This is a genomic window from Amycolatopsis sp. CA-126428, assembly GCF_002904335.1.
Classification (GTDB): Bacteria; Actinomycetota; Actinomycetes; order Mycobacteriales; family Pseudonocardiaceae; genus Amycolatopsis.
This window is the reverse complement of sequence record NZ_PPHF01000158.1, coordinates 49225-74766: the sequence shown is the minus strand read 5'-3', so window position 1 is coordinate 74766 and position 25542 is coordinate 49225. Positions and strand designations below refer to the sequence as shown.

27 protein-coding genes are annotated in these 25542 nt (G+C 71.5%); 15 read left to right on the top strand and 12 right to left on the bottom strand.

From position 1 onward, the window contains the following. The first annotated feature begins 19 nt into the window (after positions 1-19). Positions 20-823 carry a class I SAM-dependent methyltransferase gene (locus C2L58_RS41115; RefSeq protein ID WP_103343027.1) on the top strand — a complete coding sequence of 268 codons (804 nt, stop codon included), beginning with the start codon at positions 20-22 and terminating at the stop codon, positions 821-823. Beyond that, on the top strand, positions 823-1356 hold the full coding sequence (locus C2L58_RS41110; RefSeq protein ID WP_103343026.1) for a TetR/AcrR family transcriptional regulator: 534 nt from the start codon (positions 823-825) through the stop codon (positions 1354-1356). The genes C2L58_RS41115 and C2L58_RS41110 overlap by 1 nt, the downstream gene beginning before the upstream one ends. On the opposite strand, the gene C2L58_RS41105 is transcribed toward C2L58_RS41110, so the two are convergent. Then, positions 1353-1907: a suppressor of fused domain protein gene (locus C2L58_RS41105; protein WP_233226208.1), complete on the bottom strand. Its 555-nt coding sequence runs from the start codon at positions 1905-1907 to the stop codon at positions 1353-1355. The genes C2L58_RS41110 and C2L58_RS41105 overlap by 4 nt on opposite strands. Before the next feature lie 83 nt (positions 1908-1990). Here C2L58_RS41105 and C2L58_RS41100 point away from each other — a divergent pair, with 83 nt between their 5' ends. Next, complete coding sequence (locus C2L58_RS41100) at positions 1991-3064, top strand: NAD(P)/FAD-dependent oxidoreductase (protein WP_199191679.1); 1074 nt, start codon at positions 1991-1993, stop codon at positions 3062-3064. Between the two features lie 319 nt (positions 3065-3383). Here the strand turns inward: C2L58_RS41100 and yaaA are convergent, their stop codons facing one another. Then, positions 3384-4130: a peroxide stress protein YaaA gene (gene yaaA / locus C2L58_RS41090; protein ID WP_103343023.1), complete on the bottom strand. Its 747-nt coding sequence runs from the start codon at positions 4128-4130 to the stop codon at positions 3384-3386. 158 nt (positions 4131-4288) lie between these two features. On the opposite strand from yaaA, the gene C2L58_RS41085 reads away from it, so the two are divergent. From C2L58_RS41085 to C2L58_RS41075, 3 genes are read left to right on the top strand one after another with little or no spacing between them, the layout of a single operon-like run. Next, entirely contained in the window at positions 4289-5242 is a 954-nt protein-coding gene (locus C2L58_RS41085; protein ID WP_103343022.1) for a GNAT family N-acetyltransferase, read from the top strand. A 55-nt stretch (positions 5243-5297) separates the two neighbouring features. Beyond that, a complete protein-coding gene (locus tag C2L58_RS41080) occupies positions 5298-6131 on the top strand; it encodes a helix-turn-helix domain-containing protein (protein WP_103343021.1) in 834 nt (277 codons plus the stop codon). A 25-nt stretch (positions 6132-6156) separates the two neighbouring features. Continuing rightward, positions 6157-6318: a DUF397 domain-containing protein gene (locus tag C2L58_RS41075; protein ID WP_369904318.1), complete on the top strand. Its 162-nt coding sequence runs from the start codon at positions 6157-6159 to the stop codon at positions 6316-6318. Here the strand turns inward: C2L58_RS41075 and C2L58_RS41070 are convergent. Continuing rightward, positions 6299-7201 carry a 2-hydroxyacid dehydrogenase gene (locus C2L58_RS41070; RefSeq protein WP_103343019.1) on the bottom strand — a complete coding sequence of 301 codons (903 nt, stop codon included), beginning with the start codon at positions 7199-7201 and terminating at the stop codon, positions 6299-6301. The two genes, C2L58_RS41075 and C2L58_RS41070, sit on opposite strands and share 20 nt — an antisense overlap. Before the next feature lie 37 nt (positions 7202-7238). After that, the gene (locus C2L58_RS41065; RefSeq protein ID WP_103343018.1) at positions 7239-7592 is read right to left on the bottom strand and encodes a VOC family protein; all 354 of its coding nucleotides are present in this window, start codon (positions 7590-7592) and stop codon (positions 7239-7241) included. A gap of 123 nt (positions 7593-7715) precedes the next feature. Here C2L58_RS41065 and C2L58_RS41060 point away from each other — a divergent pair, with 123 nt between their 5' ends. From C2L58_RS41060 to C2L58_RS41050, 3 genes are all read left to right on the top strand, one after another. Next, positions 7716-9464, top strand: coding sequence for a proline--tRNA ligase (locus C2L58_RS41060; protein WP_103343017.1), 1749 nt, complete (start codon positions 7716-7718; stop codon positions 9462-9464). Next, complete coding sequence (locus C2L58_RS41055; RefSeq protein ID WP_103343016.1) at positions 9464-10312, top strand: hypothetical protein; 849 nt, start codon at positions 9464-9466, stop codon at positions 10310-10312. Before C2L58_RS41060 ends, C2L58_RS41055 begins: the two co-directional genes overlap by 1 nt. A 198-nt stretch (positions 10313-10510) precedes the next feature. Continuing rightward, on the top strand, positions 10511-11185 hold the full coding sequence (locus tag C2L58_RS41050; RefSeq protein ID WP_103343015.1) for a hypothetical protein: 675 nt from the start codon (positions 10511-10513) through the stop codon (positions 11183-11185). A 634-nt stretch (positions 11186-11819) separates the two neighbouring features. Here C2L58_RS41050 and C2L58_RS41045 read toward each other — a convergent pair. After that, complete coding sequence (locus tag C2L58_RS41045; protein ID WP_233226207.1) at positions 11820-13943, bottom strand: bifunctional lysylphosphatidylglycerol flippase/synthetase MprF; 2124 nt, start codon at positions 13941-13943, stop codon at positions 11820-11822. Between the two features lie 174 nt (positions 13944-14117). Next, positions 14118-14813 carry an HAD family hydrolase gene (locus C2L58_RS41040; protein WP_103343013.1) on the bottom strand — a complete coding sequence of 232 codons (696 nt, stop codon included), beginning with the start codon at positions 14811-14813 and terminating at the stop codon, positions 14118-14120. A 105-nt stretch (positions 14814-14918) separates the two neighbouring features. On the opposite strand from C2L58_RS41040, the gene C2L58_RS41035 reads away from it, so the two are divergent. Then, a complete protein-coding gene (locus tag C2L58_RS41035) occupies positions 14919-15911 on the top strand; it encodes an ABC transporter permease (RefSeq protein WP_199191678.1) in 993 nt (330 codons plus the stop codon). On the opposite strand, the gene C2L58_RS41030 is transcribed toward C2L58_RS41035, so the two are convergent. The 6 genes from C2L58_RS41030 to C2L58_RS41005 form a co-directional block, all read right to left on the bottom strand. After that, entirely contained in the window at positions 15849-16259 is a 411-nt protein-coding gene (locus tag C2L58_RS41030; RefSeq protein ID WP_014466759.1) for a secondary thiamine-phosphate synthase enzyme YjbQ, read from the bottom strand. The two genes, C2L58_RS41035 and C2L58_RS41030, sit on opposite strands and share 63 nt — an antisense overlap. A 55-nt stretch (positions 16260-16314) precedes the next feature. Further along, positions 16315-16959, bottom strand: coding sequence for a LuxR C-terminal-related transcriptional regulator (locus C2L58_RS41025; protein WP_103343012.1), 645 nt, complete (start codon positions 16957-16959; stop codon positions 16315-16317). Between the two features lie 9 nt (positions 16960-16968). Next, a complete protein-coding gene (locus C2L58_RS41020) occupies positions 16969-18231 on the bottom strand; it encodes a sensor histidine kinase (protein ID WP_103343011.1) in 1263 nt (420 codons plus the stop codon). Between the two features lie 338 nt (positions 18232-18569). Beyond that, a complete protein-coding gene (locus tag C2L58_RS41015) occupies positions 18570-18770 on the bottom strand; it encodes a hypothetical protein (protein ID WP_103343010.1) in 201 nt (66 codons plus the stop codon). Between the two features lie 7 nt (positions 18771-18777). Next, positions 18778-19884, bottom strand: a complete 1107-nt coding sequence (locus C2L58_RS41010) for a fatty acid desaturase family protein (protein ID WP_103343009.1) — start codon at positions 19882-19884, stop codon at positions 18778-18780. A gap of 10 nt (positions 19885-19894) precedes the next feature. Beyond that, a complete protein-coding gene (locus C2L58_RS41005) occupies positions 19895-20962 on the bottom strand; it encodes a ferredoxin reductase (RefSeq protein WP_103343008.1) in 1068 nt (355 codons plus the stop codon). Positions 20963-21056: 94 nt separating this feature from the next. Between C2L58_RS41005 and C2L58_RS41000 the strand changes: the two genes are divergently transcribed. The 5 genes from C2L58_RS41000 to C2L58_RS40980 all read left to right on the top strand — a co-directional run bounded on the left by C2L58_RS41000 (position 21057) and on the right by C2L58_RS40980 (position 25450). Beyond that, positions 21057-21716: a TetR family transcriptional regulator gene (locus C2L58_RS41000; protein ID WP_103343007.1), complete on the top strand. Its 660-nt coding sequence runs from the start codon at positions 21057-21059 to the stop codon at positions 21714-21716. 123 nt (positions 21717-21839) lie between these two features. After that, positions 21840-22952, top strand: coding sequence for a Re/Si-specific NAD(P)(+) transhydrogenase subunit alpha (locus tag C2L58_RS40995; RefSeq protein WP_103343006.1), 1113 nt, complete (start codon positions 21840-21842; stop codon positions 22950-22952). Positions 22953-23034: 82 nt separating this feature from the next. Further along, positions 23035-23337 (top strand): NAD(P) transhydrogenase subunit alpha, encoded by a 303-nt coding sequence (locus C2L58_RS40990; protein ID WP_013223978.1) that lies wholly within the window; start codon positions 23035-23037, stop codon positions 23335-23337. After that, complete coding sequence (locus tag C2L58_RS40985) at positions 23334-24722, top strand: NAD(P)(+) transhydrogenase (Re/Si-specific) subunit beta (protein WP_103343005.1); 1389 nt, start codon at positions 23334-23336, stop codon at positions 24720-24722. The genes C2L58_RS40990 and C2L58_RS40985 overlap by 4 nt, the downstream gene beginning before the upstream one ends. Further along, a complete protein-coding gene (locus C2L58_RS40980; protein ID WP_103343004.1) occupies positions 24719-25450 on the top strand; it encodes a lipoate--protein ligase family protein in 732 nt (243 codons plus the stop codon). The genes C2L58_RS40985 and C2L58_RS40980 overlap by 4 nt, the downstream gene beginning before the upstream one ends. The last annotated feature ends 92 nt before the right edge of the window (positions 25451-25542 follow it).

The following is a 25542-nucleotide window of genomic DNA, read 5'->3' as shown; positions in this document are numbered from 1 at the left end:
CATTCACTATGCTGACCGCATGCGCTCCGCCAGCCGCACCGCCGAGCACGTCGCCCTGTTCCGGGCCCTCGAGACCCGGCGCCGCGATCGGCTCTTCGCCGACGACCACGCCATCCGGTTCCTGTCCGCGCGCTACCGCTGGCTCGTGCGGGCCGCCGCGGTGCCGCCCGTCGGCCAGGGCATCGCGCGGCTCATCGACCGCCGCTATCCGGGCGGCCCCCGCACGTCCGCCGTCGCGCGCACCCGGCTGATCGACGATCTCCTCGCCGCAGCCCGGCCGGAACAGGTTCTCCTGCTCGGCGCCGGTTACGACAGCCGCGCCCACCGCGTCCCCGGGATGCCGCCCACCTACGAGGTCGACCACCCGGCCACCCAGCGCGTCAAGCGGCAGCACATCGCCGACCGTCCGCACGTCCACTACGTCCCCGTCGATCTGAACACCGAAAGCCTTGCCGTGGCCCTCGACGACCTCCCCGCCCGGCGCACGGCGGTCATCTGGGAGGGCGTCACGAACTACCTCACCGCGCAGGCCGTCGACGCGACCTTCCGCGACCTGCCCATGATCGTCGCGGCCGGCAGCACGATCATCTTCACCTACGTCGACCGTGCGACGCTCGGCGCCGACACGGCGTGGCACCGGGAGGTCGAGAAGGCCGGCGAGCCGTGGACGTTCGGTCTCCACCCCGCCGACGTGCCCGGTTACCTGGCCGAACGCGGTCTGGACCTGAAGGGCGACCTGTCGGCGAAGGAAGCGGCCGCCCGCTACCGCCGGGACGAGCCCGCCGCGGAGTTCTACCGGATCGCGTGGGCGGTGGTCCGGTAATGCCCAAGGTCAGCGCGGAGCACCTGACGAACCGTCGTCGGCAGATCCTCGACGCCGCCGCCGGCTGCTTCGCCCGCAACGGTTTCCACCGCACGTCGATGCAGGACATCGTCAAGGAGTCCGGTCTGTCCGCCGGGCTGATCTACCGGTACTTCCCCGGTAAGGAGGACGTGATCCTCGCGATCGTCGAGGAATGGCACACGACCCGCTCGGCCGGCCTGGGGACCGCGAGCGATCCCCTCGACGCCTACCTCGGCCTCCTGCGGGCCATCGCCGCCCCGGAGGCGGCGCGGCAGCGGAACCTCGGGATGCAGGCGTGGGCCGAGACCGTCCGCGAACCCCGCATCCGTGCCCTCGCCCGCCAAGGTGTCGACGAGCAGCTTGAGGCGTTCGAGAACGCCGCGCCGCCGGCCCTCGTCCGCGTGCTCGTCGCCGTCTACCAAGGGTTGCTGCTGCAGGCGTCCTGGGACGACGACCTGGACGTCGAGGCGTTCGTGGCCGCGGTCGGCGAGCTCGTGCGGCGTCGCGGCTAAACCACCGGTGGGCGGCGGACGTCGTAGAGGTCCCAGTCCAGCTGCCAGAACGCGTCGATGCCGTGCTCGCGGATGTACTTGCGCTCGGTGTCGTGCACGGGGTAGCAGCCCGCGATGCTGATCGGCGCGCCGCCGATGTCGATCAGCGTGTACTGGTGGGCGTCGAGGCCGGACGGCGTCGAAATGGCGAACGCCGTCATCGACGACTCCGGGGCGATCGGCTGGCCGAAGTCGATAGTGTCGCCGTAGACGAACGGGCACCGCCCGCGCAGCTGCTCGGCCAGGTAACCGATGGCCAGCGCCCAGATCGGGTCGTCGGACCGGACGCTGATCCACAGCTCCGGTCGCACGCCGTGCCAGTCCGGGTGGTCGGCCAGGGAAAGGCCGTAGGTCGCGCCGGTCAGGTAGCGCGGTTCGGGCTCGTCGGCGTAGACGAACGCGATGACGTCGTCGAGCCCGGGCTGCGTCGTGGGGATGGGCTGCAGCCGGGGCGCGGCGGACCCCGTCAGGGTGTCGAGATGGGCGAAATACCGCTCGGCACGGCTCGGCATGGCGCGCAGCATACGACCGGCCGCGCGCCGGCGTGGGTTAGCCCGTTGGCCCGGGCGCGGCAAAATCGGGCAGGGTGGGGACCATGCGAGTGCTCGTGATCGACAGCGGAATCGGCGGCGCGGCGACGGCCTGGCACCTGGCGGGCCTCGGCGCGGAAGTGGTCGTGGCGGACGCGGCGCGCCCGGGGACGGCGACCGAAGCCGGCGCCGGCATCGTCAGTCCTTGGACGTCGCGCTGGGAGGACGCGCTGTACCCGCTGGCGGCGGCCGCCGGCCGGTACTACCGGGAGTTCACCGCGGAACTCGAAGGTTCGTCGTTCGAGGTGGTCGGCGGAATGGTGGTCTCGGCCGACGACGCGGAGCTGGCGCAAGCGCACGAGCGCCTGACGTCGCGGGCGGCGGACGCCCCCGAGATCGGCGAGGTCCGGCGCCTCGACCCGGCGCAGGCGCGCGAGCTGTTCCCCGCGCTGGCGCCGGGGCTCGGCGCGGTGCACCTGGCGGGCGCCGGCCGCGTCGACGGGCATCTGCTGCGCCGCGCCCTGCTGGCGGCCGCCGAGCGCCGGGGCGCGAAGTTCGTCGAGGGGGAGGTCGCGTTCCGCGCCGACGGCACGGTGGCGAGCCCGGACGGCCCGCTCGAAGCGGACAGCGTCGTGGTCGCGGCCGGCGCGTGGAGCCGGGACCTCCTGGCGCCGCTGGGGATCGACCTGCCGGTGACGCCGCACCGCGGCCAGATCAGCCACTTCGCCCTGCCGGGCACGGAAACGGCGGCGTGGCCGGTGGTCCTCCCGCAGACCACCGGCCACTACCTCCTGGCGTTCGCCGGCGGCCGGGTAGTGGCGGGCGCGACGCGCGAGGCCGAGTCGGGCTTCGACTACCGCGTCACGGCGGCCGGCCAGCGCGAGGTGCTGGAGAACGCGCTGGCGGTGGCGCCGGGCCTCGCGGACGCAACCCTCGCGGAGACCCGGGTCGGCTTCCGCCCGGGCACCCCGGACGGGCTCCCGGTGCTGGGCCTGATCCGCCCGGGCCTGGTCGTGTCGACGGGTTTCGGCGCGGGCGGGCTGACGAACGCACCGTTCGCGGGAAAGCTGGTGGCGGCGGTCGCGGTGGGTGAGGACCCGGGCTTCGACTTGAGCCCCTTCGCCCCGGACCGGTTTTGAGCGGATATCGCCTCCGCACGGCGACGGAGGCGGATTTGCCGAGGTTGCTGAAGATCCTCGACGGCGCGAGTGACTGGCTCGGCTCCCATGGCACCGACCAATGGGCGGGAGCGCGGTGGCGGCGAGGGCGGTCGCTCCGGGGTAGCGGGGGCGGCGGCTTCGGTGGTGGCGGGGGTGGTAGCGGCTTCGGCGACCGTGAGGTCGGTCGTGGCGGTGGCGGGGAGGGCTGCGGCATCGGCGGTGGCGCGGGGCGGCGGCACCTTAGGCGAGCGCGACGGCGCGACGGCGCGACGGCGCGGTGGCGGCTTCGGCCGTGCCGTCAGCCTTCGGTGATCAGCTCCAGCGCATTGTCGCCGGTGCGGTCGACCAGGAGCCCGGCCTTGGTGATCACCTTCGCCAGCTGGTCCACAGTGGACGGCTCGGCGCGGGTGGCCGCCAGTACGTGGGCCAAGCGGCCCTTGTACGCCTTGTTGAAGTGGCTCACCGTCACGCGCTCGCCGCGGGCGTTCTCCGTCACCACTCGGACCGTTACCGCGTCCGGGCGCAGCTTGGCGAACGCCGAGTACGTGCCCGAGCGCAGGTCCACCACCAGGCCCTCGACCTCCTGCAGCACCGGCTCGAGGACCGGCTTCCACAGCCCGCGGACCGTGCCCAGCGCCGGCAGCGAGTTGCCGCCCGAGAGGCGGTATGCCGGGATCGGGTCGGTGGCCGACACCACGCCGAACAGCGATGATGTCACCGCCAAGCGGCGGTGGGCCTTCTCCAGTCCCGCCTTCGTGAAGCTCTTCACGTCCAGGGCGTCGTACAGCACGCCGGTGTAGCGGCGCAGCGCCGGCATCGTCGGGGACGTCCACAGCTCCGCGTTGCGCGCCACCTCGCCCGCCTGCCGCTCGGTGAGGCCCAGGGCCGCGATGCTGGCCGGGACGTCGGCGGCCAGCTCGGCCAGCGCGTCGACGAGCTTCGCGCGCGTCGGATTCAGCTTGGGGAACGACAGCTCGCCGAGGTCGAGGGGGCCGCCGCGGCCGCCGTCGGCCTTGGTTTCGGAAGGAGGGAGGAGCACCAGCACGTCCCGAGCGTACTTTGCCGATCGGGCCGGTCCGGCCGGGCAGCCACGGCAGGACCGGGCGGCGGGTGAGCGGGGCCGGCTCGCGGCGGTGCCCGCGGGCTTACGTCCGGACGGTAATCGGCGTGCATGGGCGCCGCCGCCCGGCTTAGCCTCCCGGGATGGACCTGATCTGGCGCCCGTTGGCCCTCGACGACGCTCCCGCCCTCGCCCGGCTGTACGCGGCCGCCGGAGACGTCGACCGGACGGGTGAACACTTCAGCGCGGAAGACCTCCGCGACGAGCTGGACGCCCCCAACGTCGACCTGCTCCGCGCCACCGTCGGCGCCTGGGCGGGCGACCGGCTCGTGGGCTACGGCCTGGTCCGCCGCCGCGACGCCGCCGATCCCGTGCACATGATCCGGCTCCAGTCGATCGTGCACCCGGAGCACCGCACCGACGCCCTCGGCAGTCACCTGATCGAGTGGTTCGCGCGCACGAGCCGCGAGGTGCACGAGCGCGCCTTCCCGGGCGCGCCCCTCGAACTGCACCACGGCAGTCACCAGAACGAACGCTGGATCGCCGACGTCCTCACCCGCGCGGGTTACACGCACGGCCGGACGATGGTCAACATGCGCGTCGGCCTGGCCGACCTGCCGCCGCAGCCCCCGCTGCCGGACGGCTTCGAGGCGGTGCCGTTCGCCTTCGAGTACGACCTCGCCGCGCTCGACGCCCGCAACGACACCTTCGCCGGCCACTGGGGCAGCACGGTCTACGAGCCGGACGCCTGGCGCCACCTGGTCACCGGCTCGAAGGACTTCCGCCCGGAGCTGTCGTTCCTCGTCCTGGACGGCGAAAAGGTGCTGGCCTTCGTGCTGAGCCACCACTACGCGTCCGAAACCGAAGCGACGGGCATCCGCGAGCACTACGCCACCTGGGTGGGAACCCGGGCGGCGCTGCGCGGCCGTGGCGTCGCGTCCGGGTTGCTGGGGCACACCCTCCGGGCGGCCAAAGAGGCAGGATTCGACCGGTCCGCGCTCAACGTCGACGTCGACAATGCGCACCGCGCGCTGGGCGTTTACGAACGGTGCGGATATCGCGTCGACGACGAATGGCACGTGTACGTGCTGTCCTGAAAATGGGACGCCCCACCGCCGATCGGGGAATGGACGGCATTCGTACCATCACGACATGAAGCCGACTTCCACCTCGCCCGGTTCGAGGGCATTGGCCGCTTCGCTGCGCGAAGTGCGAGTAGCGCGAGGAAAGGGACTGCGCGAACTCGCCCGGATGGTCCGGATTTTGCCGCAGTTGCTGTCGGCGTGGGAAAAGGGACAGCGGGTGCCGCAGCCGGAGGACGTGGCGAGGTTGCTGGGCGCGCTGCGGGTCGACGACGTGACGTACGACCGCATGATGCGCCTGGCCAGGCACGCCCGCGACGACAACTGGCTGGACTCCAACCCGTCCGATCTGCCGCCCGCGCTGAGCGGGATCGTGGAGTACGAGCGCACCGCCACCCGCATCACGAACTGGGAGCTCGCGATCGTGCCGGGCCTCCTGCAGACACCGGACTACGCGCGGGCGATCCTGACCAATTCGGAGATCGAGCTGCCGCAAGCCGACACCAGACTGGTCGCACGGTTGAACCGGCAGGGGATTCTCACGAAGCCGGATCCCGTCCGGCTCACCGCTTTGGTGGGCGAAATCGCGATCCGCGAGGAAATCGGCAGTGCCGAGGTGATGTCGGACCAGATGGATCATCTGCTGACTATGATGCAGCGGCCGAACATCTCGGTGCGGATCGTGCCCGCGAATATCGGCTATCACCGGGGGTTGATCGGCTCATTTATCTTGTACGAGTTCGCCGGCATGCCGTCGATCGTGCACCTGGAGAACTCGCATGCCACCGCGTTCCTGCACGAAGATCAGGTGGTCGGCAGCTACCGGAAACAGGCTAAGATCCTGGCTGGCAAGGCACTGAGTGAAGACGACACCCGAGCCATGCTTCGGGAGGTCGCGCGATAGCCCGGGAGGCCTCGGCGTGGGGAACATGGTCTGGAGCAAGTCGAGCTACAGCGGCGCTGAGTCCAACTGTGTCGAGGTGAAGCTGGACCGGTCGGTCGGCATTCGGGACACGAAGGCCCGGGAGCACGGCGAGCTGACCGTCTCGCGCGCCGCGTGGGCCGCGGCCGTCACTGCACTACGAGGTTGAGCAGCTCCTCACCCTCGACGTACCTCCGCAGCTGCTCCGCCGCCAGCTTCTTCGCGCGCGGATAAAACGATGCCGACCCACCCGCGATGTGCGGGGTGATGACCACGCCCGGCACCGTCCACAGTGGATGATCGGCGGGCAGCGGTTCCGGGTCCACGACGTCGAGACCGGCGCGGAGACGCCCGGAGCGGGTCTCGGCGAGGAGCGCTTCGGTGTCGATCGCCGTGCCGCGGCCGACGTTGATCACCAGGGCGTCGTCGGGGAGGGCGGCGAGTTCGCCGGGGCCGATGAGGCCGCGCGTCGCGGGGGTGTCGGGCAGGACCAGCACCACGATGTCGGCCTTGGGCAGCAGCGTGGGCAGTTCGGCGACGCCGTGGACGTCCTTATCCGGACGGGGGCGGCTCGCCACCCTCGTCACCACGGCCTCGGCGGCGACCAGCTGGCGTTCGACGGCCTGGCCGATCGAGCCGTACCCGACCAGGAGGACCCGGCTGTCGGCCAGCGAGCGCGTGTGTTCGCGGACCCACTCGCCGCGCGTCTGCTGCGCGAACCAGCGCGGCAGGTCCCGTTGCGCCGCGTGGACGAGCGCGAGGGCGTGCTCGGCGACGCTCAGGTCGTGCAGCCCGCGCCCGTTGGTGAGGCGCACGCCCTCGGGCAGCAGCGGCACGAGCGTCTCGACCCCGGCCGACAGCGACTGCACCACCCGCAGCGACGGCAGGTCCTTGATCAGCTTCGGAGGCTCCGGCCCGCGGTCGTAGGGCAGCACGTAGAACTCGACGTCGCCGAGATCGGCCGGCGGGGCGTCGACGCCGTCGTAGTACGCGGCGCTGAGCCCCTCCGGCACGTCGATGTCGATCCACGGCAGCAGTACGCGAGCGCTCATGCCGCCTTTCTACCCGCTACCGCGGGCAGCAGCCCGCTCAGTGCACCCCCGCCGACACGCAGAACTCGTTGCCCTCCGGATCGACCAGCACCGTCCACTCCAGGCCCGGCACCTCGTGCTCCGCCACCTCCTTCGCCCCCAGCTCCACCAGCCGTTTCACCTCGGCCTCGCGATCGTCACCTCCGAAGTCGACGTGCACCCGGTTCTTGCCTGCCCGGGCCTCCGGCACCCGCTGCAGCCCCACCGCCAGCCCGCCTCCCGGCGGCGGTGCCAGCATCACGAACTCGCCGTAGTCCTGCGCCACCTTCGTGCCCAGCGCCGCCGTCCAGAACTCCGCCAGCCGCCGCGGGTCGGCGCAGTCGATCGTGATCATGCCCATGTGGATCGCCATGCCCCGAAGCTAGCGGCCACCACCGACAAAAACGGGCCGCCGAGTAACCCGTTGGAGTCACGGCCGGGTGGTTGACTACCCTGAGCGGGACTTTCACACCCGCCCGGAGCAGGGAGCCCCCCAGTGATCACCAGGACTTCGTCGTTGTTCCTTCGCACGTTGCGCGAGGATCCGGCGGACGCCGAGGTACCGAGCCACCGGCTCCTGGTACGCGCCGGCTACGTCCGCCGGGTCGCCCCGGGCGGGTACTCCTGGCTGCCGCTCGGCCTGCGCGTGCTGCGCCGCATCGAGGCCGTCGTGCGCGAGGAAATGAACGCTATCGGCGCGCAGGAGATCCAGTTCCCCGCCCTGCTGCCGAAGGAGCCCTACGAGACGACCGGCCGCTGGACCGAGTACGGCGACGGCCTCTTCCGCCTCAAGGACCGCAAGGGCGCCGACTACCTCCTCGGCCCGACGCACGAAGAGCTCTTCACGCTGACGGTCAAGGGCGAGTTCACCTCGTACCGCGACTACCCCGTCACGCTGTACCAGATCCAGACGAAGTACCGCGACGAAGCGCGCCCGCGGGCCGGGATCCTCCGGGGCCGCGAGTTCGTCATGAAGGACTCCTACTCCTTCGACCTCGACGACGAGGGCCTGGAGCGCTCCTACCAGGCCCACCGTGCCGCCTACACGAAGCTGTTCGACCGCCTCGGCCTCGAGTACGTCGTGGTCAAGGCGACGTCGGGGGCCATGGGCGGCTCGGCGTCCGAGGAGTTCCTCGCGGTCGCGGAGACGGGCGAGGACACCTACGTCCGCAGCACCGAGTCCGGTTACGCGGCGAACGTCGAAGCCGTCGTGACGCCCGCGCCGGCCGCGCAGCCGATCGAAGGCCGGCCCGAGGCGCAGGTGCACCACACGCCGAACACGCCGACCATCGAGTCGCTGGTCACCTTCCTGAACCAGGCGGACCTCGGCCGCACGTTCACCGCCGCCGACACGCTGAAGAACGTCATGCTCAAGACGCGTCAGCCCGGTGCGAAGGAGTGGGACCTCGTCTGCGTCGCGCTCCCCGGTGACCGGGAAGTGGACATGAAGCGCCTCGAAGCGTCGCTGGAGCCGGCCGAGGTCGCGCTGCTCGACGAGGCCGACTTCGCGAAGCACCCGTTCCTCGTCAAGGGCTACATCGGCCCGAAGGCGCTGCAGGACAACGGCGTGCGCTACCTCGCCGACCCCCGGATCGTGCCCGGCACCGCCTGGGTCACCGGGGCCGACAAGGTCGACCACCACGTCGTCGACCTGCTGGCCGGCCGCGACTTCACCCCGGACGGCACCATCGAGGCCGCCGAGGTCCGCGAGGGCGACGCGTCGCCGGACGGCCACGGCATCCTGGTCGCCGCGCGCGGCATCGAGATCGGGCACATCTTCCAGCTCGGCCGCAAGTACGCGGACGCGTTCGGCCTCGACGCCCTCGGCCCCGACTCGAAGCCGATCCGGATCACCATGGGTTCCTACGGCGTCGGCGTCTCGCGGCTGGTCGGCGTGCTCGCCGAGCAGAACCACGACGACCTCGGCCTGATCTGGCCGCGCATGGTCTCGCCGTTCGACGTGCACATCGTCATCGCGGGCAAGGACGAGACGATCGCGGCCGGCGCCGAGAAGCTCGCCGCCGAGCTGGACGCGGCCGGTGTCGAGGTCATCCTCGACGACCGCAAGGCGAGCCCGGGCGTCAAGTTCGCCGACGCCGAGCTGGTCGGCGTGCCGACCATCCTCGTGGTCGGGCGCGGGCTGGCCAACGGCGTCGTCGAGGTCAAGGACCGGCGCACCGGCGAACGCGAGGAAATCGCGGTCGACGCCGTCGTCGAGCACTTGGTCAAGCTCGTCCGCTCCTGATGGGACGGTTCTCGCGGCGGCCCGAAGACGGGCCGGGCTACGAGGACAACGCGGCGCTTCGCGGGTTCGGCGGTTACGAACCCGCGGACGCGCCGCGCGCGCGGCCGAAGCGGATCCGCCCGCGGCCGAAACCGCTGAAGTGGCGGCGGGCGCCGTGGTTCGGCCTGGTGTTCATCGCCCTGGTCGCCGGCGTGCTGAACGCGCTGGGCGTCGGCAAGCCGCACCCGGCATCGTCCTCGCCGCCTGCGCCGCTGGTGGTGACGCCTTCGCCGCGCGCGGCGGTCCCGGCCGTGGTCGCGGGCTGGCAGTCCGTGGCGGGTCGCGACGGCGCGTACGCCTACGACGTCCCGCTGAACTGGCAGCCGGCGCCCGGCACCCAGCACGGCTGGGACGGGATCAGGCTCATCACGAGCGCGTTCCTGGGCAAGTGCGGCCAGGCGACGCTGGGCGGCGCGGGCGTCACCACGGAACCCCTGGCCGACGTCGACGCGGCGGCCCGCAAGGCCGCCACGGACCTCGCGACGGCCGCGTACGGCGGGGTTCCCGAGGTGGGCCCGGTGTCGGACGCACAGGTTTCCCGGGCCGACGGCGCTGCCGTTCCCGCGAAGGTCGTGGTCGCTTCGGTGACCCCGGCGCAACCGGGGGAGTGCGCCACCCGGCACGCCCTGGTGGCGGCGCTGGCTTTCGGCGGTGATTCGGGGACGTCCGGTGTCGTGGTGGCGTACGCGGACAGCGACCGGTCCGGACCTTCGATCCGCGAGGATCTGGTGCGGATCGTGGGCAGCTACCGGTTCGTGCCGGTGGCGGACCGGGGGACGACGACTCCGCCGCCGACCACGTATCGCTAGAGGCGTCCGCCGCCGCGAGCACGCCGATCGCCGCGGACAACAGGACCGTCGACAGCCGCAGGCCGGACGCCTTCCGCTTGTCGCGCTTGCGGCGTGCCGAGTACCAGCGCAGGAATGCGAGTTCGCCGGGTACGACGACGAAGGTGGCACCGGCGGTTCGCCCTTCCGCTGAGCGTCCCGATTCGGCAGGCTCCCAGCATGAGCGGTGATGCCGAGAGACGGCTCGCGGTGATCCGGGGCTTCGCGTTCGGGGTGCTGGCCGTTTCCGGGGTGCTGCTGCTGTTCGGGCCGTTGCTGGCGAAAGCGTGGATCTGGCTGGTCCAGCCGCGTGATCCGAACTGGTGGGGCGCTTCCGGGCAGTGGGTGGGCGGGATCGGCACGATCGGCGCCGTGGTGGTGGCGTTGTGGATCGCCATCCGCGACGGACGGCTCGCGCAGGCGGATCGGCGGGAGCGGGACCTGCGCGAGCGGCAGGAACAGGCCGCGAAGGTCACCGCGTGGATCGAGTACGCCGGCGACCACGGCTACATGGTCGTGTCGAACGCGAACGCCGAGGCGGTGAACCACGTCGTCGTCTCGTTCGACCTCGTGCGCCACCTGCCGATGACCGGCTCCACCCTGCACCGGGGACCGAACATCGAGGACGACGAGTACCTCTACGCCATCCTGCCGCCCGGTAAGTGGCGGATGCCGATCCGCGAGGAGTGGCGGCGCCCGCACCTGACGCCGGGGGTGATGCTTGCTTTCACCGACTCGCGGAACGGCCACTGGCTCCGGCTGACCGATGGGCGGCTGATTTCGAAGGACCAGAACGTGGTGAGCAGGCGGAAGATCCGGTTTCCGCAGCGGATCAGTGTGCCGGAGAGTTATTGATCGGCTTTGCCGGTTGCCGCGGCCGGCGTTTGGTCGGCGGGTGTGCGCGGTGATTGTGGTGGCTGCTGGGGTGGTTGGGCCGGGCGGGCGGTACCGGTTGCCGCGGCCGGGCGTTTGGTTGGTTGGTGTGGTGCGGTGATTGCGGCGGCTGCGGGGGTGGTTGGCCTTGCGTGCGGTGCCGTCTGGCCGCCGGACGATCCTGATGGGCGGGAGCGTTCTCGGGCGGTGATCTGGATCGGCGTGCCTGAGAGCTACTGTCCGGCTTTGCCGGTTGCCGCGGCCGGGCTTCCAGTAGGCAGTGGCGGCCATTGGTGGCCCGGAGATTGCCGTGGCTGGGCGAGTGGTGGGGGGCTGGGCGGGCAGGCCGCTTGTCGCGGCCGGGCGTTTGGTCGGTGGGTGTGGCGCGGTGATTGTGGTGGTTGGGCCGGGCGGGCGGTGCCCGTTACCGCGGGCGGGCGTTTGGTTGGCCGCGGCGGCCGGGCGGTTGCCGTGGCCGGATTTCCAGCAGGCAGCGGTGGCCAGTGGCGGCCCGGAGGTTGCCGTGGATGGGCAGCCGGAACCCGCCTGTCCGACGGGCGCTGGTCCCGAGAGACCGGTGCGTCGTCGGCAGGCGGGGAGCCGGTTGCCGCAGTGATCAGCGTGTTCGGGAGCTGCTGACCAGCTTGGCCAGCTGGCGCAGGCGGACGTCCGGCAGGTAGGCCCGGCTCAGTGCCAGCCCGATGCGCGGGAGGTCGGCTTCGTCGCGGAACGCCAGGTACAGCGGGACGTGCCGCGGCTGGAACTTCGCCTTGAACGCGTGCAGGGAACGGAAACCGTAGTACGGCTCCATCACGCGGCCCAGTGACTCCAGCGCGCGATCCACCGGGCGCGTCGGGCCGGAGCTGGTGCGGGCCAGTGGTGCACCCGAGAGCGAGACGAACCGCGCGCCTTCGTCGCGGAAGGCCAGGCAAGCCGAGGCGATGAGGAACTCCATCACCGGGCGGAAGCCGTGGGCGCTGCGGCGCATGACGTCCAGGGTCCAGCCGCCGATCTTGCCGGCGCCCGTGTGGACCGGGAGCCAGGATGTCACGCCGTGGACCGTGCCCTCCGCGTCGACCGCCAGGCCGACCCGGGTTGCCGGGTCCATCGCCTCGTCGAGGCCGCCGAGGGTGAAGCCCATCTCCGGCATGGCCTTGCCGGACATCCACTCCTCCGACAGCGCCCGGACCTGCGCCAGGATCGGCTCGGGCTGATCGGCCAGGCGGACCAGCCGGAACTCGATGTCCTGCTTGGCCGCCTTGTTCAGCGCCGAGCGGACGTCCTGCCAGGCCTTGCCGCGGAACTCGAGGCCGTCGAGGTCCAGCACGTTGTCCTCGGCCACCTGGACGTGCTGCCAGCCCAGCTCGCGCGTCGCCTCGACGGTGGCTTCCGTCGCCGAGAACACGCACGGCACCAGGCCGGAGTTCTCGCACATCGCGGCGAATTCGGTGACCGTGGCGGCCGCCGTGCCGTCCGGCGCGATCGGGTCGCCGAGCGCGACCGCGACTCCCGCGTGGCGGCGGTAGGCGAGGTACGACCGGCCGTCCGCGCGGACGAAGTAGGTGTTGCGCGGCCAGGTCGTCATCCACGACAGCGTGCTGCCGCCGTGGCGCCCCAGCAGGCTCCGGGCCAGCGCCGGCCCCGGGCCCTGCGCGTGGCGCCGCAGCCGGCGTCGCGAAGGGACGCGGAAGGCGTGCCGCGCGGCGATCAGGACGGCCAGCTCGACCGTCCACAAGAGATTGTCCACGAAGAACAGCGGCAGGCCGGCCGTGTCGTAGTCCCCGCCGAAGATGTCGGCCACCCCGAGGAGCGTCGCGACGGCGAGACCCTGCAACGTCACGAACGCCGACAGCCCGACCGCCCAGCGCCACGCGACGCGGCTGCCCTTGCGCAGCCCGTTGAGCATCGGCACCACCATCAGGACCAGGACGCCGAGCTCCGGCGCCGACAGCGAAACGCCGTCGTCCGAGCCGAACGGGCCGTCACCGGGCACCAGGAACATGACGATCTCGGCGATGGTGAGCAGCAGCAGACCGGCCACGGCCAGCACCCGCCACTCCCGCAGGTTCGGGGTCGCCACCTCGCCCGCCTGCCGGGTGCCCACCAGGCGCTTGCCGAGCGGGAGCGCCAGCAGCAGCGCGAAGAAGTGCACGAGGTCGGCGAGCGTGCCGACGTAGACGATCGCGACCCCGGCGTACACGCACAGGCCCGCCCGCAGCCGCAGGGCCCACGGCGGCCGCAGGGTCGCGGTGGCGATCGCCACCGCGGCGAGCGCGCCGCCGGAGAACCCGACGTCCAGGCTGCCCGCGACCCGCTCGGCCCACAGCCAGCCGGAGTTGCGGGACAGCGCGAGGAACTGGGTCGCGACGAGCACCGAGACCAGCTGGCCGCCGATGGTCACGGCCATCGCGCGGCGCGTCCCCAGCTTCCACTCCGCGAAGCCGGCGAAGAGCGCGAAGCTGCCGACCATCGGAAGGTAGTACAACGGGATGACGGCGAAGAACGGCCCGGTGAGCATCGTCCACCACCGGCCCGCCTCCAGCGACGGCAGCCCGTAGGCGACGAACGGGTAGACCGCACGGTCTTCGGCGGCGTTCCACAGTGCCCCGCTCGCGATGGCCAGCACCAGCATCGCGAGCGTGACGCCGCTGGTGAACGGCAGCCGCTGTCTCAACACCGCAACCGTGCTCCGGATGCGGCCCCCTCCGGCGGGCACGGCCGCCGCCCCTGCGTCAGTCATGGGGAAGAGTCTGTCGAGTTCCCGCCGCCGTGGACATCGGGCAAGGGAACGAGATTTCCCCTAGGGGTATCGTCCTTTCGGCTGAGGGATGACCCTTCCAAAGATGGATGTGCGCAGCTCAGCGGCCACGCGGCCGGACCGGCCGGAACCCGGCGCGGGCAAGCGGTCCGCGGCTCAGCCGAAGACCGCGCGCCGGACCGCTTCGGTGTCGGTCAGGTCGGGGAGCACGGTGTGCGCGCCCTCGGCCAGCAGTTCCTCGGCGGAATAGTGCCCGGTGGCCACGGCGACCGAGACCGCGCCGTTGGCCACCGCGGCGCGGACGTCGTTCGGCGTGTCGCCGATGACGACCACCGCGTCGGCGCCGAACTCGGTGCCGTGCTTGGCCGCCGCCAGGCCCACCGCGTGCGGGACCAGGTCCGGGCGGTGCACCGACAGCGTCCCGTAGCCGCCGATCTCCAGGTCGAGGTGCTCGTCCAGGCCGAAGGGGACGAGCTTGTGCCGCGAAATCTCCGGCAGGTTGCCGGTGACGAGCGTCTGCACGACGTCCCCGCCGGCGGCGAACGCGGTCAGCGCCTCGGCCGCTCCCGGCAGCGCGCGAGCCGTTTCCGCGAAGGTGTGCCGGTGGCGTTCCGACTCCGCCACCAGCGCCTCGAACAGCGCCTGGATCGTCTCCTCCGCGGCCTCGAAGCCGTTCGCGGTGAGCAGGTCGGTGGTCGTCGCGCGTTCCGTACGGCCCCCGAACACCGGGTGCACGCGCAGGGTCGCCCCGGTCGCGGCGGTGAACGCGGTCACGTACCAGGCCGCGCCCAGTTCGGAGAAGTCCACGAGCGTGTGGTCGATGTCCCAGAGCACCAGCCGCTTCTTCGTCACGGCTCCGAGGCTACCGGGGACGTTATTCAACACGCGTTGACTTCTGCGAGACAGCGTCGTATCTTGAGGCGTAATTCAACAAGTGACGAATAAATGGAGGCAGTGATGACCCGTCCCGCGGGGGTACTCGCCCTGGTCGCCGCCGTGGCCGGCGCGCTGGTGGCGGTGGTGCTCGGATTCCTCACCTTCGGCGCGCAGGCGACCGTCGCCCCCGACGGCGTCCCGGTCGCCGTCGCCGCTCCGCCGGAGATCGCGCAGCGCATCGCCGCGCACGGCGGCGGCCAGCTCGCCTGGACCGTCGCGACCCCGGCCGACGCGCGGCAGCTCCTGGAAGACAAGAAGGTCTACGGCGTGCTCGAACTCGCGCCGGGACCGGCCGCGACAGTTGTGACTTCCGGGGCGGTCAACCCGGCCGGCACCCAGGTCGCCCAGCAGGCGCTGACCGGCGCCGCGACCGCGCTGGCCGGCGCGCCGAAGCAGGAGGTCCTGCACCCGGCGGGGGTCGCGGGCCGGGTCGCGCCGCTGGCCGCGAGCGCGCTGGCGTGGATCGGCGCGCTCGTCGCCGGGCTCGCGCTGACGCAGCTCGCGAAGCGGACCGGCCGCCCGATCGGGGCCGGGGCGCGGTTCCTGCAGGTGACCGGGGCCGGCGTGCTGATCACGGCGGCGGTGGCCGGGTTCTTCGCGCTGTGGGATTCGACGTTGCCGCTGACCGCGGACGTCCTCGGCTTCGTCTTCCTCGCCGCGACGGCCTTCGCCGCGCTGCAGGCCGCGTTGCTGCGCCTGCTGGGCCTGCGCGCGATGGCCGTCCTCGCGCCGCTGTACCTGGTCGCGCCCGCGGTGGCCGGGCAGGTGCCGGAGCTGCTGAACCCGGCCTACCGCGCGCTGCTGTGGTCGTGGACGCCGTTCCGGTTCTCGGCCGAAGGCCTGCGCAGCCTGCTGCAGGGCGTGCCGGACGCGCCGGACGTGACGACCGCGCTGTGGGTGCTCGGCGCCCTGCTGGCCGTGGGCCTGCTGGTGGCGCTGTGGCCGGGCCGGTCAGCCCGCCAGGAGGCTGAACCGCACCTTGCGGACGGGGTTGTCGAGGTTGGTGTCCACTAGGCAGATCGACTGCCAGGTGCCGAGCGCCAGGACACCGCCGAGCACCGGGACCGTCGCGTAGGGCGGCACCAGCGCCGGGAGCACGTGGTCACGGCCGTGACCCGGGCTCCCGTGCCGGTGCCGCCAGCGGCCGTCGCGGGGGAGCAGCTCGTCGAGCGCGGTCAGCAGGTCCTCGTCGCTGCCGGCGCCGGTTTCCAGGATGGCCAGGCCGGCGGTGGCGTGCGGGACCCAGACGTGCAGCAGGCCGTCGGTGGCGTCGGCGTCGCGGAGGAAGGCCTCGGCTTCGTGGGTGAGGTCGTGGACGACGGCTTCGGAGCCGGTGCGGACCTCGATCTCGGTGGAGTACATGCGGTCCAGCCTAGGCAGCTGCGGGCTTCTTCGCGGGGTGCGCCTTCGCCGGCGGTCAGGAATCCAGGTAGCGCAGCACCGCCAGCACCCGGCGGTTGTCCCCTTCGGACGGTGGCAGGCCGAGCTTGCCGAAGATCGACGTCACGTACTTCTCCACCGAGCCGGGCGAAAGGAACAGCTCCGCCGCGATCGCGGAGTTCGACCGGCCCTCCGCCATCAGGCCCAGCACTTCGCGCTCCCGAGGGGTGAGCCCGCTCAGCGCGTCCGTCCGGCGCGTCGCCGAGAACAGCTGGCTGACGACTTCGGGGTCGAGGACCGTTTCGCCGTCCGCCACCCGGCGCAGCGCGTCGAGGAAGTCCGAGACCTCGGCCACGCGGTCTTTGAGCAGGTAGCCGACGCCGCCCGCGCGGTCGGCCAGCAGCTCGGCCGCGTACCTCGTCTCGACGTACTGGGAAAACAGCAGGATCGCGCAGCCCGGGAGCTCGCGGCGCAGCGCGATCGCCGCCCGCAGGCCTTCGTCGGTGTGCGTCGGCGGCATCCTGATGTCCACAATGGACACCTCGGGTGCGTGGGTGCTGACCGCTTCGCGCAGCGCTTCGGCGTCCTTCACCGCGGCGACGACTTCGTGGCCGCGGAAGGTGAGCAGCTCGACGAGGCCGTGGCGCAGGATGGTGGAGTCCTCCGCGATGACGATCCGCATGCCGCGACCCTAGCGGGGCAGCGGCACCCGCGCGGACACTTCGGTCGGACCGCCCGCCGGGCTGGTGACGGTCAGCTCGCCGTCGACCGTCCGCAGCCGTTCGGCGACGCCGGCCAGCCCGCCGCCCGGCACGATCCGCGCGCCGCCGGGGCCGCTGTCGCGGACACGCAGGCGCAGGACGGCCCGCTCCTCGGTGACTTCGACCAGCGTCGTCCCGCCGTGTTTCGCGGCGTTGGTCAGCAGCTCGGCGGCGCTGAAGTAGAGGATCGTCTCCAGCGACGGCGGTGGCCGGCGCGGCAGGTCCACCGCGACCCGCGCGTCGATCCCGGACGTCGCGACGAGCGTGGCGAGAGCGACGTCGAGGCCGGCGTCCAGGGCGGCCGGGTGGATGCCGCGGGCGAGGTCGCGCAGCTCGGTCAGGGCCTGCTTGGCGTTGGCGTGCGCGGCGGTGACCAGCTCTTTGACCTGCGGGAGATCGGCGTCCGCCAGTTCGTCCTTGGCCAGGCCGAGCTTCATGGCCAGCGCGACGAGCTGGGCCTGCGCGCCGTCGTGGAGGTCGCGTTCGATGCGCCGCAGCCGCAGGGCGGCGTCCTCCACCGCCGTCGCACGGCTCGCTTCGAGGTCGCGCACCCGTTCCGACAGCACACGCTCGCCGAGCAGCCCGACGACCAGCAGCCGGTCGAGGGCGACGAAGGCGTGCGTCACCCGCGGCAGCGCGACCAGCACCAGCAGCCCGGACGCCGACCAGGCGAGCGCGCCGGCCCAGCTGTCGGCGCGGATGTCGAAGACGGGCAGCTGCCGTTCGCCGAGCGGGAACCAGAAGAAGGAGTAGGTGGTGGCGGCAAAGCTGTAGAGGGTCGCGGCGAAGACGGTGAAGAGCCCGGCGAGCGTCAGCGGCAGGCGCAGGAGCAGGTAACCGGCGACCCGCCAGCCCGCGGGATCGCCGACGCGCGCTTTGACCCAGCTCCACAGCCCGGGCTTGAGCTCGGGCCGCCGCGGGGCGGGGACGCTGACGCCGAGCAGGCGTTTCGCCAGGCCGCGATGGGCCGCGCCGAGGCCGCGGGCGTAGGAGACGGCGCCGGCGAGGACGAGGAAGCCGAGCAGGACCGGGGTGAGCCAGAGGCCGAGCGCGAGGAGGACCAGGAAGCTGAGCAGCGAGAAGACGGTGAGCGGGGCGGCGAGCCACAGCCAGAGGTACTCGGCCCGGAAGTCCCGCGTGGCGAGGGGGCCGAAGACGCGGCGCAGGGGGTGGGGTGGGTCGAGGGTGGTCACCGGTTCAGTGTTGCCCGGGGGCGGGGGCGTTGCCCATCCGGTTTTCCCCCTATCGGGGGCGGGGGAAAGCGCTGGGGCGGTGGCGTTGCCCGGCCGGTTTTCCCCTGTTTGACCTGGGAGAAAGCGCCGGGATCGGCGGATTCGCTCGTCCGGCCGCGGGGCGCCCCCCGTTTTCTACTCTACCGGCAGGCACCGACAATTCCGCCGCCGAGACAGGGCCTCGAGCGACCGGCCCGGGCCTCGAACGACCGGCCGGGCCGGTCGAACGGCGGGATCGTCGGCGCCGTGCAGGGATGTCACCGGCCACCCCACGAGGCGGGCCCCGTGGGGTGGGTACGTCAGGGCGTGTCCGGGTCGTCCTCCTGGGCCCGCTGCGCCGCTTCCCGCATCTCGATGACGTCGGTGAGCCAGTCGCCCGTCTCCCGGGCGATGTCGCGGATCGCGCCGGTGATGATCGAAGCTATGTTGCCGACGTGCGTCGCCGCTGATTCGGTGATCACCTGCAGGGTGTCCTTCTCCCGTTCGAACTGACCCACCATGTCACCCTCACGCTGCTCGGAGCTGCCGGTCGGGTTCCACGGTAGCCGGGGACTGCGGGGCAGGCAGGGCCAGCTTCACGATCTTCTTCGCCACCGACCAGAGCTGCTTGCGCAGCGGGCCCGTGTGGTACGGCAGGCCGTACTTCTCGCAGATCGCGCGCACCTCGCCGGCGATCTGCGGGTACCGGCGCGCGGGGATGTCGGGGAACAGGTGGTGCTCGATCTGGTGGGACAGGTTGCCGCTCAGGATGTGGAACAGCGGGCCGCCCGTGATGTTCGCCGAACCCAGGATCTGGCGCAGGTACCACTGGCCGCGCGACTCTTCGGAGGTCTCCTCTTCGGTGAAGCTCTCGACGTCCGCCGGGAAGTGGCCGCAGAAGATGATCGCGAACGCCCAGAGGTTGCGGGTCAGGTTCGCCGTCGCGTTGCCGAGGAACGTCAGCGGCGCCAGCGGGCCGGTCAGCAGCGGGAACAGGACGTAGTCCTTGCCGACCTGACGCGAAGCCTTCCGCAGGATGCGCCGCAGCACCGGCACGTTGTCGGCCCAGGACCGCTCGCCCTTGACGACGTTCTCGACCTCGAGGTCGTGCAGCATCACGCCCCACTGGAAGAAGATCGCCAGCAGCGTCGCGTACACCGGGTTGCCCAGGTAGTACGGGTGCCACTTCTGGGCGGTGTCCATCCGCAGGATCCCGTAGCCGACGTCGCGGTCCTTGTCGACGATGTTCGTGTACGTGTGGTGGATGTAGTTGTGCGAGTGCCGCCAGTTCTCCGCCGGCGCCACGGTGTCCCACTCGAACCGCTGCGAGCTCAGCGCCGGGTCGCGCGTCCAGTCGTACTGGCCGTGCATGACGTTGTGGCCGATCTCCATGTTGTCGAGGATCTTGGCCAGCGACAGCGCGCCGACACCGGCGAGCCACGCCGGCGGGAAGAACCCGGCGAACAGCAGCGCCCGCCCGGCGACCTCCAAGCCGCGCTGCTTCTTGATGATGTCGTGGATGTAGTCGACGTCCTCCTGGCCCAGGTCGTCGACGATCCGCTGCCGCAGCGCGTCGAGCTCGCGGCCGAACTCCTCGACCTGTTCCGGGGTCAGGCGGTCCTGCAGACCGGTCATGGCAGTCTCCTTAAGCGTCGATCTCGACGTCCCCGACGGGGACGGAGATGCAGAGCTGGATTTCTTCGTCTTCTTCGCCGGAGATCTCGCCCGTCTTGGCGTTGCGGACGCGCCCGGCGGTCTTGAGCTGGGTGCAGGAGAAGCAGATGCCCATCCGGCAGCCGTGCTCCGGCGAGAGCCCGGCCTCTTCGGCCTGCTCCAGCAACGGCTTCCCCGAGTTCGCGCACTCGCGGCCGCTGCGCTTGAAGCGCACCTGGCCCTCGGCGTTCTCCGTGTCGAAGGTCAACGCCGGCGGCGTGAACTCTTCGGTGTGCACGCGTTCACCGAGCTCCTCGCGCACGGCGTCCATCAATGGCTTCGGGCCGCAGACGAACGCCTCCGCGTCGCGGAACCACGGGGCGACCCGCGCCAGGTGTTCCGGTGAGAAGAACCCGTTGAGGTCGCCACCCTTCGAATGGGTGTGGGCGTGCACGACCCGCAGCCCGGGGTGCCGGGCGGCGAGCTCGGCCAGCTCGGTGCGGTACAGCGCGTCGGCCGGGCCGTTCGAGTACTGCACGAACACGATCTCGCCGGCGTGGCCCTCGTCGACCAGGGTGCGCGCCATCGCGAGCACCGGCGTGATGCCGCTGCCGCCCGCGATCAGCAGGACGCGGTCCGGCCGCTCGGCGGGCAACGTGAAGGCACCGTCCGGAGTGGACAGGTTGACGACCGAGCCGACGCCGATCGACCGGCTCAGGTGCCCGGAAACCAGGCCCTGCTCCTTGACCGTGAACTCCAGCTCGCCGTCGTACTGCGAACCGCACGGCGAATAGCAGCGCGTGCGCCGGACGCCGTCGATCTCCACCTGCAGGCGGACGTACTGGCCGGCGGTGAAGCCCGGCCACGCACGGCTGGGGCACACGGTGAGCGTGACGGTGTCGGGCGTCTGCTTGCGCACCGCCGTGACCAGGCCGCGGATCTCGCGGCGGACCAGCATCGGGTCGACGAGCTCCAGGTACCGGTCCATCCCGTGCGGCGTCAGCAGCGCCTCGGCCAGCGAGGCGAGGCCGCGCACCCGCCGGGGGATGAGCGCCGTCATCTCCGAACCTCCTCGGTTACAGTGAACGGCTGTACACTCAACAGTGCACTGCAGGAGTGGACGCCCTGTCAACGCGAGACCCCGAGGATGTGACGTGAGCAACGCGGTGGACATCCGTACGCTGGAACCCGTGTCCGAACCCCTGACGCCGGTGAGCCGCCAAGAGCGCAAATTGCGCACCCGGCAGGCACTGCTGGACACCGCCCTCGAGCTGCTGGCCGACCGGCCGTTCGCCACGCTGTCCCTGCGCGAGGTCGCGAAGGGCGCCGGGATCGTCCCGACGGCCTTCTACCGGCACTTCGCCTCGATGGAGGACCTCGGTGTCGCGCTCGTCGAAGAGGCGACGCGCACGCTGCGCGGCATGATCCGCTCCGCGCGCACGGATCCGGACACCTACCAGGGGATGATCAGCGCGTCGGTGACGACGCTGCACCGATTCGTCCGGGCGAACGAGGACCATTTCCGGTTCGTGGCCCGTGAGCGGTACGCCGGTGGCCCGCTCGCCGAGGCGATCGCCGCCGAACTGCGGCTGTTTTCCGGTGACCTCGCGATCGACCTCGCCCGGTTCCCGAAGCTGCGCGAGTGGAGCACCGAAGACCTCCACATGCTGGCCGACTTGATCGTTTCCGTGATGCTGACGACCATTGTCGAACTGCTGGAAGCCCGCCCAGGTGAAGACGCGAAAATCACCGGAACGGCGGAAAAACGGCTGCGCCTGGTCCTGCTCGGCGTCCCGCACTGGAAAAGCAGCTGAACGTTTCCTCCCGGCCGCTCGTATCTTCTGGCACAACCGCGAGACTTGCGACCCACGTCACTGGGGACTGTCGGTCCGGCGTGGTACAACCCTCGGATCGTGCCTCGCCGATGAGGAGGTCGTGTGACGGACAGCGAACAGAGTCAGCAGCTCACCGTGGGTGTGGTGGCCGAATCACGCCCCGGGGAGCGGCGGGTGGCCATGGTGCCCAAGCTCGTCGGGCGGCTCGTGCAGCGAGGGCTGCGCGTCGTCGTCGAGCCGGGTGCCGGATCCGGTGCGCACCTGAGTGACGACGCGTACACCCAGGCGGGCGCCGAACTCGGCGACGCCTGGGGCGCGCCGATCGTCGTGAAGGTCAACCCGCCTTCGCCCGCGGAAGTCGGGAAACTGAGCCGGGGTGCCGTGCTCGTCGGTTTCCTCGATCCGCGCGGCAACCCGGACGGGCTCGCGAAGCTCGAAGAAGCGGGGTTACGCGCCTTCGCGATGGAGGCGGTCCCGCGGATTTCCCGGGCGCAGGCGATGGACGCGCTGTCGTCGCAGGCCAGCATCGGCGGCTACCGCGCGGTGCTGCTCGCGGCGCAGAAGCTCCCGCGGTTCTTCCCGATGCTCACCACCGCGGCCGGCACCGTCCCGCCGGCCAAGGTGCTGGTGCTCGGCGCCGGCGTCGCCGGGCTGCAGGCGCTGGCCACCGCGAAACGGCTCGGCGCCCAGACCACCGGCTACGACGTGCGGCCCGAGGTCGCCGAACAGGTCAAGTCGCTGGGCGCGCAGTTCCTCGACCTCGGCATCGAGGCGGTCGGCGAAGGCGGGTACGCCCGCGAGCTGACGGCCGAGGAGCGCGAGGAGCAGCAGCGGCGGCTCACCGAGGCCATCACGAGGTTCGACGTCGTCATCACCACCGCGCTGGTGCCGGGCCGCAAGGCGCCGACGCTGGTCACCGCGGACGCGGTCAAGGGCATGCCGGCCGGGTCGGTCGTGGTCGACCTCGCCGGCGAGACCGGCGGCAACTGCGAGCTGACCAAGCCGGGCGAGGACGTCGTGGAGCACGACGTCACCATCTCGTCCCCGCTGAACCTGCCCGCCGAAATGCCTTCGCACGCCAGCGAGCTGTACGCGCGCAACGTCACCGAGCTGCTCGAGCTGCTCGTGACGAAGGAAGGCGCGCTGGAGCTGAACTTCGAGGACGAAATCGTCGCCGGTGCCTGCGTGGCCGGGCGCGAAGGGAGCGCGTCGTGAACGAGCCTGCGAGTGAACCATTCAACACCGCGTCTTCGGCGAACGGCGCACCGAGCGTCAGCGAGGTGGGCGCGTGAGTCCTTTGGTGCAGAACCTGGCGGTGCTGGTGCTCGCCGGGTTCGTCGGCTTCGCCGTCATCTCCAAGGTGCCCAACACCCTGCACACGCCGCTGATGTCCGGCACCAACGCCATTCACGGCATCGTGCTGCTGGGCGGCCTGGTCGTGCTCGGCCTCGGCGTCGACGGGGTGTTCAACAAGATCCTGCTGGTGATCGCCATCGCCTTCGGCACCATCAACGTCGTCGGCGGGTTCCTCGTCACCGACCGGATGCTGTCGATGTTCAAGGCCAAGAAACCCGCTGCCGGTGAGGAGGACGAGAAGTGACCGACTTCATCGCGATCCTCTACATCATCGCGTTCGCCCTCTTCATCTACGGCCTGATGGGCCTGACCGGCCCGCGCACCGCCGTCCGCGGCAACTGGATCGCCGCGGTCGGCATGGGCATCGCCGTCATCGCCACCCTGCTCACCCCCGGGATGGGCAACTGGGTGCTGATCGCCCTCGGCGTCGGGATCGGCGTGGTCGTCGGCGTCCCGTCGGCGCGCAGGGTCAAGATGACCGCGATGCCGCAGATGGTGGCGCTGTTCAACGGCGTCGGCGGCGGCGCGGTCGCGCTCATCGCGTGGGTCGAGTTCAACTCCACCGACGGTTACGCGCACGAACCGGCGTACATCGCGATCGCGTCGCTGTTCGCGGCGATCATCGGGTCGATCTCCTTCTGGGGCTCGAACGTCGCGTTCGGCAAGCTGCAGGAGCTGATCAGCGGCCGCCCGATCACGATGGGCAAGCTGCAGCAGCCGGTCAACGCGCTGCTCCTGCTGATCGCGGTCGTCTGCGCGGTGCTCATCATCGCCGGCGGCGACAACGAGCTGCTGATCATCGGGCTGCTGGTCGCGGCGGGCATCCTCGGCCTCACCGTGGTGCTGCCGATCGGCGGCGCGGACATGCCCGTCGTGATCTCGCTGCTCAACGCGTTCACCGGGCTCTCGGCCGCGGCGATGGGCCTGGCGCTGGACAACACGGCGCTGATCGTGGCCGGCATGATCGTCGGCGCGTCCGGCTCCATCCTGACCAACCTGATGGCGAAGGCGATGAACCGGTCCATCCCGGCGATCGTCGCGGGCGGCTTCGGCGGCGGGCCGGCGGTCGCGGCCGGCAGCGGGACGAAGGAAGCCCGCCCGGTGCGTTCCACGAGCGCGGCCGACACCGCGATCCAGATGGCGTACGCGAGCAAGGTCGTCGTGGTGCCCGGCTACGGCATGGCCGTGGCGCAGGCGCAGCACACCGTCCGCGAGATGGCGAAGCTGCTGGAGAAGAAGGGCATCACGGTCGCGTACGCGATCCACCCGGTGGCCGGCCGGATGCCCGGGCACATGAACGTGCTGCTCGCCGAGGCCGACGTGCCGTACGAGCAGCTCAAGGAGATGGACGAGATCAACTCCGAGTTCGCCCAGACCGACGTCGCGCTGGTGATCGGCGCGAACGACGTCACGAACCCGGCCGCGCAGACCGACCCCAGCTCGCCGATCTACGGGATGCCGATCCTCAAGGTCAACGAGAGCCGGTCCGTGATCGTCTTGAAACGCGGGATGAGCTCGGGCTTCGCCGGAATCGACAACGACCTGTTCTACGATCCGAAGACCAGCATGCTCTTCGGGGACGCCAAGTCGTCGGTGGGCGAGATCGTGGAGGAACTCAAAGCGCTATGACGACCGGGTCGGACGTCCGTGCCGCGTTCACGGATCCGGCCGAGAACCTCGCTTTCGACGAAGCGCTCCTCCGGGTTGCGCCGGAGTCACCGGTGCTGTGGCTCTGGCGCAACCCGGTCTGCGTCGTGGTGGGGCGCGGTCAGCGGATCGCGCGCGAAGTGCGGGCCGACGAGTGCGCCCGCGACGGCGTCCCGGTGCTGCGGCGGGCCAGCGGCGGCGGCACCGTGTTCCACGACCCCGGCAACCTGAACGTGACGCTGGTCCTGCCCGGCCCGGCGGACCGGCCCCTGGAGGCCCTCGGCCAGGTGATGAGCGCCGCCGTCGACCAGCTCGGGCTGGTGCCGCGGATCGGCGACCGCGGGCTGTTCGTCGGCGACGCGAAGCTGTGCGGGTTCGCCGTGTTCCGCACCAAGACCGGCCTGCTGGCCCACTCGACGCTGCTGGTCGAGACGGCCGCGGGGCTCGTCGGCCGCTACCTGACCAGCGCGCCGCCGGACCCGCGGCCGCTCGACTCGCACCGCAGCCCGGTGGCGTCGCTGGCCGAGCACGGCCTGCGGCCCGGGTTCCCGGCGGTCGAAGCGGCGGTGCGGGCCGCGGCGTCGCAGCTGCTCGGGACGTTCGTGCCCCGCCCGCCGTCGGCGGCCGAGCTGGCGCGGCAGCGGGCGTTGCTGCACACCCGCTACCACTACCCGGCCTGGCACGCCGACGGCGCCCAGCGCGCGGCCTGAGCCGTCCGTCCGGCGCGCTACCGCGGCTGGTCGTGAGTGGTGAAGAGGGTTAGAACCCGCGTTACCACTCACGACACCCGGGGCGCTATTTG